Source organism: Gardnerella sp. DNF00983 (genome assembly GCF_049244265.1).
GTDB lineage: Bacteria > Actinomycetota > Actinomycetes > Actinomycetales > Bifidobacteriaceae > Bifidobacterium > Bifidobacterium vaginale_J.
Genome location: NZ_CP058392.1, coordinates 1,290,642 through 1,304,861, shown reverse-complemented (window position 1 = coordinate 1,304,861; position 14,220 = coordinate 1,290,642). Strand labels below are relative to the sequence as shown.

General features: G+C 41.0%; 10 protein-coding genes and 1 tRNA gene. 10 read left to right on the top strand and 1 reads right to left on the bottom strand.

What is annotated here, in order from left to right:
• Nucleotides 1-61 precede the first annotated feature (61 nt).
• The gene (gene dinB / locus HXT34_RS05065; protein ID WP_415683281.1) at nt 62-1,372 is read right to left on the bottom strand and encodes a DNA polymerase IV; all 1,311 of its coding nucleotides are present in this window, start codon (nt 1,370-1,372) and stop codon (nt 62-64) included.
• Between the two features lie 109 nt (nt 1,373-1,481).
• Here dinB and HXT34_RS05060 point away from each other — a divergent pair, with 109 nt between their 5' ends.
• The 10 genes from HXT34_RS05060 (at nt 1,482) to adhE (ending at nt 14,100) form a co-directional block, all read left to right on the top strand.
• Nucleotides 1,482-2,414, top strand: coding sequence for an EamA family transporter (locus tag HXT34_RS05060; RefSeq protein WP_421784674.1), 933 nt, complete (start codon nt 1,482-1,484; stop codon nt 2,412-2,414).
• Nucleotides 2,415-2,526: 112 nt separating this feature from the next.
• A tRNA-Ser gene (locus HXT34_RS05055) sits at nt 2,527-2,613 on the top strand.
• Nucleotides 2,614-2,912: 299 nt separating this feature from the next.
• Nucleotides 2,913-5,834 carry a peptidase gene (locus HXT34_RS05050; RefSeq protein ID WP_421784672.1) on the top strand — a complete coding sequence of 974 codons (2,922 nt, stop codon included), beginning with the start codon at nt 2,913-2,915 and terminating at the stop codon, nt 5,832-5,834.
• Nucleotides 5,835-6,018: 184 nt separating this feature from the next.
• On the top strand, nt 6,019-6,312 hold the full coding sequence (locus HXT34_RS05045; protein WP_415683284.1) for a metal-sensitive transcriptional regulator: 294 nt from the start codon (nt 6,019-6,021) through the stop codon (nt 6,310-6,312).
• Between the two features lie 15 nt (nt 6,313-6,327).
• Nucleotides 6,328-6,996, top strand: coding sequence for a YigZ family protein (locus HXT34_RS05040; protein WP_415683285.1), 669 nt, complete (start codon nt 6,328-6,330; stop codon nt 6,994-6,996).
• A gap of 10 nt (nt 6,997-7,006) precedes the next feature.
• The gene (locus HXT34_RS05035; protein WP_415687221.1) at nt 7,007-7,633 is read left to right on the top strand and encodes an AbrB family transcriptional regulator; all 627 of its coding nucleotides are present in this window, start codon (nt 7,007-7,009) and stop codon (nt 7,631-7,633) included.
• Nucleotides 7,634-7,641: 8 nt separating this feature from the next.
• Nucleotides 7,642-9,816, top strand: coding sequence for a 4-alpha-glucanotransferase (gene malQ / locus HXT34_RS05030; protein ID WP_421784669.1), 2,175 nt, complete (start codon nt 7,642-7,644; stop codon nt 9,814-9,816).
• Nucleotides 9,817-10,072: 256 nt separating this feature from the next.
• Nucleotides 10,073-10,522 (top strand): 50S ribosomal protein L13, encoded by a 450-nt coding sequence (gene rplM / locus HXT34_RS05025; protein WP_004129067.1) that lies wholly within the window; start codon nt 10,073-10,075, stop codon nt 10,520-10,522.
• Between the two features lie 17 nt (nt 10,523-10,539).
• Nucleotides 10,540-11,028 carry a 30S ribosomal protein S9 gene (rpsI, locus tag HXT34_RS05020; RefSeq protein ID WP_421784667.1) on the top strand — a complete coding sequence of 163 codons (489 nt, stop codon included), beginning with the start codon at nt 10,540-10,542 and terminating at the stop codon, nt 11,026-11,028.
• 366 nt (nt 11,029-11,394) lie between these two features.
• On the top strand, nt 11,395-14,100 hold the full coding sequence (adhE, locus tag HXT34_RS05015; protein ID WP_421784665.1) for a bifunctional acetaldehyde-CoA/alcohol dehydrogenase: 2,706 nt from the start codon (nt 11,395-11,397) through the stop codon (nt 14,098-14,100).
• Nucleotides 14,101-14,220 lie beyond the last annotated feature (120 nt).

The following is a 14,220-nucleotide window of genomic DNA, read 5'->3' as shown; positions in this document are numbered from 1 at the left end:
CCGCGCTCGGTGCGAAAAATCTTAAATCTCTACAACACGAATATTTGTGCAACTAGAATTACTACAATCCAATATGAGCTGCGTTGTTGCCATATTTTTTGCGAACGGCATCTAAAGCGTGTTCTGCGTGACGTAATCTAGTATTTTTATTCATTGCGGACATGCTGTTTTGCGTAGGATTTTTAGATTCGCGAGTATTTTCCTCCATAATATCGTTTATAGAAGGCTGGAGTGAAACCTTATTTGCTGGCACAAGATTATTCGCTGTAATGCCCGCCAAACGAACCGGGCTTAAAAGCTTTGTGTTATTGCCTCCAAGAATGTAATTATGCACAGTTGGATTAGCTTTAGAAAGCAAAACAACGACATGCTCGTAAAATTCATGTGTTGAATCAGTTGCATTTTGCAAAGTAGAAGATCTAGTAACATAGTGCAAATCGCTAAATCGCAGTTTTAGCGTTATAGTGCGTGCCATAAGCTTTCTGTTTCGCAACTGCTGAGTTACTTCGCTGCAGCATTGCTGCAGTAATTGTTTAACAGCATTCTCGTCCGTTGTGTCTGCATCAAGAGTTCGCTCAGTTCCAATAGATTTTTCAGGCGCATGCGCAGTAACAGTGCGCTCGTCTATGCCTCTAACTGATTGATATACCATTCTTGCTAAGATTTGCGAACCTGTTATGCGAGCAAGCGTTGCTTCGTCAACATTTTTAAGAGATGCAACAGTAGATAAGCCCCAATCCTCAAGCTTATGTATTAAAGATGAGCCAATTCCTGGTATTGCGCGCAAAGGCATTATTGACACAAAATCTTCATTACATTTTTGTGGAATAAGAAGCATTCCGTTAGGTTTTGCGTTAGTTGAAGCCATTTTTGCAATAAGTTTATTGCTGGCAATACCAACCGAGCATGTAATATGATACTTTTCAAATACTTCTTTTCGTACCCAAGTTCCAATATTTACAGGCGATTTCCACTGTAATAAAGCCGATTTAACATTCATATAGCATTCGTCAACAGAAACTTTTTCAACTTGATTAGTAATATGCAAAAAAATATTTTCAAAAATACTTTTGGAAACGCTTGAATAATAAGGAATGTCAACTGGCAAGAAAAGTCCTTGTGGGCAAAGATTTCTAGCTTTAACAACCGGCATAGCGGAATTAACGCCGTAAGCGCGCGCTTCATAGCTTGCTGCAGAAACAACAGCACGATTTCCTGTGCCAATAATAAGCGGCTTTCCTTTAAGCTCTGGATGTCTCGCAACTTCTAACGAAGCATAAAATGCATCCATGTCGACGTGAAGTATGTTACAACCTGAGGTGTCGTGCCCCCAATCACGTTTCGCTGCTTGTACTCTCGGTGCTGTACTCATAAGTTTATAATAGAACAAACGTTCGATTTTGTGGAAAATTTTTGCGTATAAAACTAATGTTTTTGCAAAAAAGCGTATGTCGACTAAATATTAATGTAGGGTTGTTGCTATGAAGCAATTTGTTGTCAATCTTTTACATCGCATGCCAGTGCTGCTTATTATCGTCATTGAGGCTTCAATGGTGTATACAGCAACTTCTGTTGCAAAAGTAGCTTTTAGCCAACTGGATCCTCTGTACGCAGTGTGGTATCGCGTAGGATTTATGACATTATTGCTTTTGGCTTGGAGGAGACCATTTTCTCGCAGCAAACGTAGTCTTTTGCCAAAAACGTTACGAGAATGGGGAATTGTTGCAGCTGTTGGCGTGTCGTTAGTTGCTATGAACACTATGTTCTATGTTGCTATTAGTTGTATGGCTGTTGGTGTTGCAGTGACTATAGAATTTATAGGTCCTTTGCTTGTGGCTGTTATTACTGGTCATGAATGGCGAGAGCGTGTGGGAATTGTGATTGCTGTTTGTGGCATTATGTTCTTAGCTAGCGCTTCTATGCATAGTTCAGTAAGTCCGCATTTTCTAATTGGATTATTCGCCATTCTTGTTGGCGGTTCAATGTGGGGATTGTATATTGTTTCAGGTCGCATGTTGGCAAAAAGTTCGCACGCTATTGACCGTGTAAGTGTTGCAGCTCTTATTGGATGGTTGCTGCAGTCTGTTGTTCTTGCTGTTCCTGCAATTCAGCATGTTATTTCGCCTAAACCGGAAGCTACTTGGGCTGCTCGTCCTGGTGGTTCTTTTGCTTTACTTGCGTTAATGCTAGTGATTGCAATATGTGCTTCTTTCTTCCCAACTTTGCTTGATCAAGTTTTATTGAAACGTGTTAGTTCTGCAAAATACTCTGTTATGCAAGCACTGTATCCTGCAATCGCGGTTATTATTGGAATGGGATTTGGTGAAATTCCAACATTGACTGATATTGCAGGAATAATTCTTGTTATGCTGGCTGTAGTTGTAACGTTCTCTGGGGATAATAATCCTATGTAGCACTTGGCATTTTTATATTAAATCTTATTTTAAAGTGTGTCGCCAAGCTTGTTTACAGTCCTTAAGAGGTGCTATAGTGTCAATCTGTTGCTGTTATGTACAGTAAACAAGTGGAGTCATGCCTGAGTGGCCGATAGGGGCACCCTGCTAAGGTGTTAGTCGCGTAAGCGGCTCGAGAGTTCGAATCTCTCTGACTCCGCAAGTTACTCCGGATTGCTTTTTGCAGTCCGGAGTTTTTGTTTTTGTTTTATCAATTGCGTATAGAAAATGTGCAATACGCAATTAAAATGTGCTTACTTTACTACTTAGAAATAAAAAATAATATAGCAAAAGAAAAAATTGTGGATTTGTGGATAGTTCCGTATTCTTGCTCAAGCTTTTAACCACAATGTTAAAAAAATATTTACTCATACTTTCTTTAAGCTCATAGTTGACTTATGAGCGCTTATTAAAAGTGTTCAAAACAAATATTTAAAGGGTTGGGTAAAGGAGATTTTTATGGAAAAGTATGGGGGGAAGCATAATAGTGTTCATAGTGATAACAATATGCGCACTAGTATGAAGCGTAAAACTACTCGTAATCTGTCAGCATTTTTTGCTTCTATTTTTATAATTCCTATTATGTTCTGCTCGCAGTCAGCTTTAGGTTATCATGAGGGGCCTGGAGTACTTTATAAAGTTTCAGACAAAATAGAATGGCTTAAGCCTGGTTATCTTCGCAGAAAGCTTGGTCCTACAGTAAATTATTGGGATGATGAAAAGAACGTATCTTATTGTATTGAAACAAGTGTAGATTTTGGACGTGACACAGATGATTGGAGACAAGAATTTGGTGACGATTGGCGCATTGCTGCAGAAATGATAAAAACTCATAGCACTGATAACAATGTATTTACTCAAGCGGCTATGGCCTTTGCAATTCATGATCACTTCGATATTAAAAAAGATGAGTGGAAAAAAGCTGTAGACAATGGTTTTGAAGATATCTCCACTGATACTTTGCGGCAAATAGCTAAAAATTTGTGGGAAACAGCAGAAAACGATACTCCTATTAACTTAGAAGTTAATCAAGAGTACACTTCAGGAAAGCATGCTGGAGTTGTGCAGGCGATAGTGAAAAATATTAAGGGTCGTGTTCTTAAAGATATTCCTATTACAATCGAATCTGAAAACGCTTTAGTTGAATTTAATGATGGTAAACGATCTGTTGAATTAAAGTCAAAAGATGAAGTAGTGAATATTCCTTGGAAGTCTAAAGGAAATGGTACTGGCAAAATTAAAATTGGATTTTTAGCTCCTAAAGCTGAAAGATATTATTCACCTAAACATCAAGACGAAATACGCTCTATTCACGATGCTGAATATGGCGAAACAATTTCGTTTGGAGTAAAAGACAGTTTCCAGCCAACTCTTACTTCAAAAGTTGCAAAACATGAGCTGCGTGTGGGTGAGAAGGTCGATAGCACAATAACTAGTGGAGTGCAAGCAAAAGATAGTTGGCCAAACGGAGTTACTTTGCATGCGCAAGGATATTATTTCGTTGGATCTGCTAAAGATATTTTGCAAATTAGGCAACGTAACAATGGCGAATCTGCAGTTCAATACTTGAAGCGTATTAGAGCTTTGCCAGATTTACGACAGGTTGCTGCGTCAAAAGCTGACTTTTCTAAAGCTAACGAAAGTGTGAATGCTAAGGCTAAACGTGCAAGTGGTGATATTAGTGCATCAGATTTGAAGGAAGCTGAAGATTACAAAGTTGCTGATAATGAAGCTGGTCTTTTTGGCACGTGGGTTTGGATTATTTCTCGTGACGCGCAGAAGAAAGAAGATGCAGATAAATTAGATGATGAAGTTGTGAAAGTATTTGGTTCTGCAGATTCTACTTCTGTATACCAATCAACTGTAAGTTCTGATGTTGTTACAAAACAGAAAATTGTTGGTATTGGCGCAGAAATTGTTAATGAAATCACTGTAAGAGGTCTTCCAGAAACATATGGCACGTTTAACGGTAATAAATCATATGGTTTTAATGGTGACAAAAAGGCGCATATCCGTGTTTGGTGGGCTGGAGAAGGTAGTGAAAAAAGCACTAAAAAAGATAATGAAAAGTATATGCCTGGATCTAAAGGTGAAGCAGCAGAGCAAGAGCCAAAAGAAGATGCGCATCATCGTTTAATTGGTAATTGGGAAGTTCCGGCAGTAAATGGAGTTTATAAGGTTGGTAATGGAAGCATTACAACGCGTCCTATTGATGGCGTAAATAGATCTTCTTCGGAGCCGAAAGTTTTGAAGGATAATGTGCATATTCGCGCTAATAAAAATAGTGAGTCAGGATGGTATGTGTTTGTTTATGATTTTCCTGGTTCTTCGCGCGCTTTAGCTCATAAATCCGCGTATGACGGATTGTGGAGTCGTGCTTTAGTTGAACCGAATGCTTTAACTACTCCTGTATCTGTTACAACTAGAGTAAGCGATGAAAAAGTTAAGGCTGGTGAAAAGTTCCACGATAATGCTCGTATTACTGGTACGTTGCCAAAAGGAAGTTACGTAGTGTTTAGCGCATACGAGTATGAAGATGGTAAGGAAAATAAGAGTGATTCTAGTGGAGCTAAGAATGGCGATGCTAAGAATAGTGATGCTAAGAATAGTGAAACTAAAAATAGCGATGCTAAGAATAGTGGTACAAAAAACAGTAATTCTGAAACTAAGGAAGCTAAGGAGACTAAGGAAACTAAGGAAACTAAAGAAACTAAGGAGACTAAAGAAACTAAGGAAACTGTAGTATCTGCTGAAATTGAGAAAAAAATGCCTCAATCTCGCGTAAATATTACAGATAAACAAGCTGAAGAAAGTAAAAAGTCTTCTATCTCTGTAAGTTCTGCGGATATTACATTAGATCATGAAGGAACTGTTTATTGGAAAGCTGAAGTTTACGATGCTCAGGGTAATCCTTTAGCAACTCACGCATTGGGTGTAGAAGGAGAGACTGTGCAAGTTTCTGGCGGCGAGGATCGTTCTAAGAATGATGAAAATGATGAAAATGAGGAGAATAATAAAGAAAACAAAGAAAATGTAGAAGAAAATCATAGTAAAACTGGCAGTGATGAAACGGCTAGCAGTGATGATTCAACTGATTCGAAAAATGATGTGAATGATAATGCTTCCAATCAACACGACAGCACAAATGGCAACGAAAATGCTAATAAGAATTATGCTAATCAAAGTAGTACAATTCCAACATCACTTGCCGTTACTGGTGCTTCTTCAGTAACTGTGATACTTCTGGCTGTTATTACGTTAACATTTGCTTCAGGTTTATCGTTCGGTCGTTTTTCATCTATAGTTCCTAAGCATGGGAGAATGTCTGGTGGGGCGCGACATGGCGGGATTCCTCCAATGAGGCGTCGGTTAGTGAAATAGCGCATTTTTAATGTAGAATAATTGGCGCGTTAGTCTATTGAGATTTTTTTGAAGTAGATTAACGCGTCATTTTGCAATAAATAATGTGATGTTGCATAATAATAATTACAACGATTTATTGTGTTAATTTGTATATGATGTTATAACCTTTATGTTGTTATTTAATTGATAAATCGGAGTAACGATGAAAAATTATGATATTGATAAAGAAAAACTGATAGTACGCATGCATCGAGTACAAGGTCAGCTTGAAGCAGTCAATACTATGATTGAAAACGATGCAAAATGCCAAGATGTTCTTATGCAACTTTCAGCTGCAACTGCTGCTTTACATTCTTTAGCAGTAATAGTTGCGAGAGAACATGTCAATAAAGAAATACATAAATCTGTAAAAATTGGTACTAAAGATGCTGCCAATTCAGCAATGGAAGATATTTCGGGTATTATTGACAGGTTATTGCGTTACGAAAAAGCTTAGTATTGGTAGTGTCTAGTGACTGATTTGCATAATATTTTACGCACCGTTCGTCAATTGCAATCGCATCCTTGTGAAGCTTCTTTTGTAGAGAAAAAATCAGAATTTATTGGGTGTATTTGTCATATTGATAATCTTGACGATGCTGTGGAATTTATGCAATCAGTACGTCTTAAGAATCCTAAAGCTCGCCATGTTGCTTATGCTGCAATTTGTGGTTCGTCGAAAGCTCAATTGCGTGAGCGCATGAGTGACGATGGTGAGCCAACTGGGACAGCAGGAAAACCAATATTAGATGTACTTAGATCGTCAAATTTAACAGATTGTGTAGTAACAGTAACGCGATATTTTGGCGGTATTTTGCTTGGAGCAGGCGGTTTAACCAGAGCCTATGCGCGTGCAGCAAGTATGGCAGTAGAATCTGCGCAAATAGTTGATATTATTACGTGCACTCGTTTTACTTGCAAATTGCAATATCAACAATTGCGAATGTTGCAGCATATTGTAAGCCAAATGGAAGGCATAATTGACAACGAAATTTATGGTGCTGAAATTTCTCTTAATATTGCTATTCCAACTTTAAAGTCACAAGAATTTCTTGATATTGTTCAGAATGCTTTTTCTGGAAGCGTTGTGCCGAAAGCAGATGGTACTCTAAGTAATAAGCTGATAGATACTAAGCGTTAAAGGTGATTTCATGGAAAAAACTAATGAAAAAGCAAACACTACTGACGATTTATCTTATGAACCTTTAACTGCTGTATACGAGCATTTGCGACATAGCGAGGATTCAGCTGAACTCCATGAATTTGCTAGGAGAGAATTACCGGATCGATCAGATCAAGCGGCATTTTCTAGAGCTACTTCCTTGCTCGAAGCAGTTGCAGGTAATATCAATACTCCAGAAGAAGACCGTATTTATTTAGCTACAGAAATGCCTTTCCCAAACATATTAGTGAAACTTTCTGAAGATTCTGCTGATAAAGTGCGTTTGGCTGTTGCTGAAAATAAAAATGCTAAAAATTGGTTAGTTGGAAGACTTACTAAAGATTCATGTAACGCAGTTAGAAATGCTGCATTATGCAATCCAAAAGCTTCTTGGAAAATGCGTTTAGAGGGTGCGCAATCAGATGGAATAAGTGCTGAAACACTGAAATATTTAGCCTCCCTCGGTGTTAGTGCAGAAGAAAACGCTCCGGTTGTGTTAGCTTCCATGGTACGAAGAGCTGTTGCGCTAAATCCTGGTGTTCCACAAAACGTGCTGCAAGAATTATGCAACGATAAATCTGAAGATGTGTCATTAGCGGCACGCAGTCGTTGCTAACGCGAATAATGGAGCGTATGGATAATACAACAGATGAAGAAGTAGCAATGAAGCCATTACACCGTCTTGCTGAATTAATGGGCGTTGGCGTGAGTTTTATTGGTTCGGATAATCAAAAACACGAGATTCAAGATAACGTATTAGTTTCTGTTTTAGGCGCATTAGGCGTAGACGCTTCTAGCGATGCTGCAATAGAAAAATCTACAAACGAAGTTTTAGCGTGTCGTCACGGACGCATTATTGCGCCAACTATTTTGCACACTGTTGGAAAATGCGATGAAGTAACAGTTAATACAGGAATATTAGAATACCCAGTTGCAACATTGATATTGGAAAATGGTGAACAATATAAAGGTGATTTAACTATTGTTCCTAACGAAAATGATGTTGCGTACCCTGTAAACGGAAAATTTGTTGCAACATCTCTTATAAAAATTCCTGAAGATGTGCCAATGGGTTATCACACATTGCGTGTAACGGTTGGTGAGCGACAAGAAGAAGCAACGCTTATTAGCGCTCCAGAAAGCATTGATACGCTTAATTCCTTGGAACCAAATGGAGAACAGCTTTGGGGATGGATGGCACAACTTTACTCAATCCGTTCTTCAAAGTCTTGGGGCGTTGGCGATTTTGCTGATTTGGCAACTCTTCTTACTGAAGCTAAGCAAAAAACTGGTGCTGACTTTGTGCTAATAAACCCAATGCACGCAGGTGAGCCTGTAACTCCGCTTACTCCATCTCCATACTTGCCTGTTGCTAGAGGAATGGTAAACGTAACGTACATTCGCCCAGAAAGTATTCCTGAGTACGAAACGTTAAACGATAAAACTCGCAAAGAAATTGAAAATCTGCATGGACAGGTTGAGCCACTTAACAATGACGCGCAAATAATAGATCGTGATTCCATGTGGCGTGTAAAAATGCGCGCATTGTGGCTGATTTTCAAAGCTGGTATGTCTGAAGATCGCGCTCGCATTTTTAATGAGTTTAAGCATGAGATGGGTGACAGGCTTGAATCTTATGCCACTTGGTGCTTGTGCTACGACAAGTGGGGTGCTCCAAAGGGTGACGATTGCTGGGAGAAAACTCTTACTAAGGATTCTGATCAAGTTCGCGAATTAGCTAATCGTTTCCCAGATACTCTTGAGTTTTATCGTTGGCTTGAGTGGGTTGCTTTTACGCAATTGCATGATGCTCAAGTTGCTGCACGTAAAGCTGGTATGAAAATCGGCATTATGTCTGATATGGCTGTTGGAGTGCATCCTGCAGGATCTGAAGTTTGGTGGAATCCGGAGCGATTTGCTAACGGAGCTACTGTTGGTGCTCCGCCTGATTACTTCAATCAGCAAGGTCAAGATTGGTCTCAGCCACCTTTGCATCCATTTGAGCTTGAGCGTACTGGTTTTAAAACATACCGAGATATGGTTCATGGAATGTTTGCTTCAGCAGGTGCTGTCCGCATTGACCATATTCTTGGACTTTTCCGCTTGTGGTGGATTCCAGAAGGTTCAGCTCCAAGTGGTGGTGCTTACGTTTACTACGATGCTGACATTATGCTCGGCATTTTGGCAATCGAAGCCGCTCGCGCTCACGGCGTAGTTGTTGGTGAAGATTTGGGTGTTTTGCCTGCAAATGCTTTGGAAGTGTTGCGCAAGAAGGCTGTGCTTGGTTGCACTGTTGAATGGTTCGAAGAGCGTGATGGCGAGTTCCGCACTCCAGATAAGTGGCGCGAAATGACGCTTGCTTCCGTCAATACGCATGATTTGCCTCCTGCTGCCGGTTATTTGCGCTATGAGCAAGTTAATATTCGTGAGCGTTTGCACTTGCTTACTGGTTCTGTTGAAGAGTTCCGCGCTGGCGCTGTTGCAGAGCATCGTGCAATGATGCGAATGCTGGTCAAAGGCGGCTATTTGGATGCTCAGTTGCTTGAAGATGAAGAAGCTCACACTCAGGAGATTATTGAGGCATTGTATCGCGCTTTGAAGGATGCTCCTTCGCGTTTGCTTGCTGCTTCTTTGGTTGATGCAGTTGGGGAGTATCGTACGCAAAATCAGCCTGGAACGAATGACGAGTATCCAAATTGGCGTATTCCGTTAGCTGATGGTGAAGGCAATCCTGTGTCTTTGGACAATATGTTTGATTTGCCTCGAGTGAAGTCGCTTTCAGCAATTATGAACGCGTGACGTTTTGCGATTCGTTTTGTAATTCGTTTTGTAATTCGTTTTGTAATTCGTCGCAGCCTTATATAAAATATACATTTGCAAGTAGTCGCCACTTGGCGATATACTTGCAGATTGTTGTGTTTCCCTAAGGGGTCCTTCAAAGCGCTTTTCCCACTCGCCATCGAGGACTTTCAGGGAGCCCACGGATTATGAGTAAAATATTTTCTATAAACCAGGAAAATATACGCTCGAAACACAATAGAGAAAAGGTACGATTGTGAAGACTTTCACACCGAAACCAGCAGATTTAACTCATGACTGGTACATCATCGATGCCACTGACGTGGTACTTGGTCGTTTGGCCTCTCAGGTAGCAATCTTGCTGCGTGGTAAGAATAAGCCAACGTTTGCTCCTCATGCTGATTCTGGCAATCACGTTATTATTATTAACGCTGAAAAGATTGCTTTGACTGGCAATAAGTTGAGCAAGGAACTGTATTCCCACTCTGGTCGTCCAGGCGGCCTTCGTCGTGATAGCTATGAAGAGCTTTTGGAGAAGAATCCAAAGCGTATCATCATGGCTGCTGTAAAGGGCATGCTTCCAAAGAATCGTCTTGCTAAGGTGCAGCTTGACCGCCTTCGTGTGTTCACTGGCGCTGAGCATCCGCACACTTCGCAGAAGCCACAGGTCTTCGAGATCGCTCAGGTCTCTCAGCAGGCTAAGTGAGATCAAGGAGAATAGATATGGCAGAAAATAACAACTCCGCGGTTCTTGAGAACGAAGAAGAACTGACTAACTACACCACTGAAACTAACGCTGGTGCAGGCACTGGTACTTCCGCCATCGAGCCAGGCTACGGCACTGGTCGTCGTAAGGAAGCTGTTGCTCGCGTGCGCTTGGTTCCAGGCTCCGGCAAGTGGACTATCAATGGTCGCACTTTGGAGGAGTACTTCCCATCTCGTTTGTTGCAGCGCGAAGTGAATTCACCAATCGTGTTGCTCAAGCTTGAAGGCAAGTTTGATGTTGTAGTCCTCGTTGACGGTGGTGGTACCACTGGTCAAGCTGGTGCTATTCGTTTGGGTGTTGCTCGTGCATTGAATGCTATCGATCGCGATGCAAACCGTGTTGCTTTGAAGAAGGCTGGCTTCTTGACTCGCGACGCTCGCGTTGTGGAGCGCAAGAAGGCTGGTTTGCACAAGGCACGTCGTGCACCTCAGTTCTCGAAGCGTTAAGTTTCGCGAATTTATATTTGCAAATGGCTCCTGGTTTTGCTGGGAGCCATTTTTTGTATTTTTATTATTTATTAAATTAAATTAAATTTGTTTAGTAAATGTTATAAATAGTGTGTAACTAGCCGTTAAAATTGACATTCTAGAAAAATTCATCTATTAATCGAACATAAATCATTACAAATAAGAACAAATAACGAACAGTAGAGGATAAAGCTCGCTCATAAATAGCGCAACTCGCTTCAAAGATGCGAAAGTACAGCAAAGAGGCTAAATTGTGACTTGTATCACATATTTAGCGGTGAATACTAAATTAGTCTGCTAATGAGTCTATTGATACCGCTGGTGGAACTATCGAGGAGGATACTCATGGTTGAGGCACAACACCAAGCCGAAACTGGCAAAACTGCTAGTGCTGATGACATTGCGTTAGCTGCTCAAAATGAAGTTGATCAACTTGTTGAAAAAGCAACTGTCGCTTTGGATGAGTTTGAGAAGCTTAATCAGCAACAAATCGATCATATTGTTGCTAAAGCTTCAGTGGCAGCATTGAATAAACATTTGGTTCTTGCAAAGTTGGCTGTCGATGAAACAGGCCGTGGCTTAGTAGAAGACAAAGCTACAAAAAATATCTTTGCATGCGAACATATTACGCATTATCTAGCAGGTCAAAAAACAGTTGGTATTATTCGCGAGGACGATGTTCTTGGAATTGACGAAATTGCTGAACCGGTTGGTATTGTTGCAGGCGTAACTCCAGTTACGAACCCAACTTCTACAGCTATTTTTAAGTCGCTTATTGCACTTAAGACTCGTTGCCCAATTATTTTTGGATTCCATCCTTTCGCGCAAAAGTGCTCTTCTGAAGCAGCTCGAATTGTTCGCGATGCTGCTGTGGCTGCTGGTGCGCCAAAAGATTGCATTCAATGGATTGAGCATCCTTCAATTGAAGCTACCGGCGCATTGATGAAACATCCAAAGATCGCAACTATTCTTGCAACAGGCGGTCCTGGAATGGTTAAAGCAGCGTATTCTTCAGGAAAACCTGCTCTTGGTGTTGGTGCTGGAAATGCTCCTGCATATGTCGATAGTGACGTTGATATTGCGCGCGCTGCAAACGATTTAATTCTTTCAAAGCATTTTGATTACGGAATGATTTGTGCAACAGAGCAAGCAATTATTGCGCACAAGGATGTGTATGAGCCATTACTTCGCGAATTGAAGCGCAGGAAAGCATATTTTGTTAACGCTGACGAAAAAGCTAAGCTTGAACAATATATGTTTGGATGCACTGCATATTCTGGAAATACGCCAAAACTTAATTCCGTTGTTCCTGGTAAGTCTCCGCAATATATTGCGCACGAAGCTGGATTTGAAATTCCAGAAGATGCTGTGATTTTGGTTGCTGAGTGCAAAGAAGTTGGCGAAATGGAGCCGCTTACTATGGAAAAGCTCGCTCCTGTACACGCAATGCTTCGCGCAGAAAATAAGGAACAAGGCTTCGAGATGTGTGAGCAGATGCTTGTGCATGGAGCTGGTCACACTGCTGTAATTCACACAAATAATCAAGATCTTGTGCGCGAATATGGCGTTCGTATGCATGCTTGCAGAATTGTTTGGAATTCTCCTGGATCTCTTGGTGGCGTTGGAGATATTTACAACGCGATTGCTCCTTCACTTACTCTCGGATGCGGATCTTATGGTGGAAATTCCGTTTCTGGCAACGTACAAGCTATAAATCTTCTTAATATTAAGCGTATTGCACGAAGGAATAATAATATGCAATGGTTCAAGATTCCGGCTAAAACTTATTTTGAGCCGAATGCTATTCGTTATTTGAGGGATATGTACGGCGTTGAGCGCGCAGTTGTTGTGTGCGATAAGGTTATGGAGCAGCTTGGCGTAGTCGATAAGATTATCGACCAGCTTCGTGCTCGAGATAATCGCGTTAGCTTCCGTATTATTGATTACGTTGAGCCTGAGCCAAGCGTTGAAACGGTTGAGCGAGGCGCAGCGATGATGCGTGACGAATTCCAGCCAGACACAATTATTGCTGTTGGTGGCGGTTCTCCAATGGATGCTTCTAAGATTATGTGGCTTATGTATGAGCATCCGGAGATTTCTTTCGCTGATTTGCGAGAAAAGTTCTTCGATATTCGTAAGCGCGCATTTAAGATTCCGCCTCTTGGTAGCAAAGCTAAGCTTGTTTGCATACCAACTTCTTCCGGAACTGGCTCTGAAGTTACGCCTTACGCTGTTATTACAGATCACAAGACTGGATACAAGTATCCTATTACGGACTACGCTTTGACTCCAACGGTCGCAATAGTCGATCCTGTTTTGGCTCGTACGCAGCCTCGTCGTTTGGCGTGTGATTCTGGTTTTGATGCATTAACTCATGCTATAGAAGCTTATGTTTCTGTTTACGCAAATGATTTTACGGATGCTATGGCTTTGCATGCTTCGAAGCTTATTTGGGAAAATCTCAACGATTCTGTGAATTGCGAAGATTCTCAGCGCAAGATTGAAGCGAAAGAAAAAATGCATAATGCAGCTACTATGGCTGGAATGGCGTTTGGCTCTGCATTCCTCGGAATGTGCCACGCTATGGCTCATACTATTGGTGCTTTGTGCCATGTTGTACACGGTCATACAAACGCAATTTTGTTGCCTTATGTTATTCGCTATAACGGTCAAATTCCGCAAGAGCCAACTAGCTGGCCAAAGTACAACCGCTATATTGCGCTTGAGAGGTATCAGGAGATTGCTAAGAATCTTGGTGTAGATCCTGGTAAAACTCCTGAAGAAGGCGTCGAAAATCTTGCTCGCGCTGTTGAAGAGTATCGAAATGAAAAACTTGGAATGGATGCTTCGTTTAAGGCTTGTGGCGTAGACGAAGAGTACTACTGGTCGATACTTGACAATATTGGCATGCGTGCTTACGAAGATCAGTGTGCGCCTGCAAATCCTCGTATTCCGCAAATTGAGGATATGAAGGATATTGCTATTGCTGCATATTATGGTGTTTCTCAAGAAGAAGGCCATCGCATGCGTTTGGAGCGTGAAGCGGCGTAATTATTTGCGTATTTAGTTAATAATGGCAGAAGCTCAACTAATTGTAGTTTCTGCCATTTTTTGTTGGAAAATAGCCGACACGCCCGGTTTTTAATAATCGAAGGTTGATGGTTTAATTAC

Excerpts from the sequence above, each read along its gene's own strand:
- dinB (WP_415683281.1), bottom strand. The coding sequence starts at position 1,372 with ATGAGTACAGCACCGAGAGTACAAGCAGCGAAACGTGATTGGGGGCAC.
- HXT34_RS05060 (WP_421784674.1), top strand. The coding sequence starts at position 1,482 with ATGAAGCAATTTGTTGTCAATCTTTTACATCGCATGCCAGTGCTGCTT.
- HXT34_RS05050 (WP_421784672.1), top strand. The coding sequence starts at position 2,913 with ATGGAAAAGTATGGGGGGAAGCATAATAGTGTTCATAGTGATAACAAT.
- HXT34_RS05045 (WP_415683284.1), top strand. The coding sequence starts at position 6,019 with ATGAAAAATTATGATATTGATAAAGAAAAACTGATAGTACGCATGCAT.
- HXT34_RS05035 (WP_415687221.1), top strand. The coding sequence starts at position 7,007 with ATGGAAAAAACTAATGAAAAAGCAAACACTACTGACGATTTATCTTAT.
- malQ (WP_421784669.1), top strand. The coding sequence starts at position 7,642 with ATGGAGCGTATGGATAATACAACAGATGAAGAAGTAGCAATGAAGCCA.
- rpsI (WP_421784667.1), top strand. The coding sequence starts at position 10,540 with ATGGCAGAAAATAACAACTCCGCGGTTCTTGAGAACGAAGAAGAACTG.
- adhE (WP_421784665.1), top strand. The coding sequence starts at position 11,395 with ATGGTTGAGGCACAACACCAAGCCGAAACTGGCAAAACTGCTAGTGCT.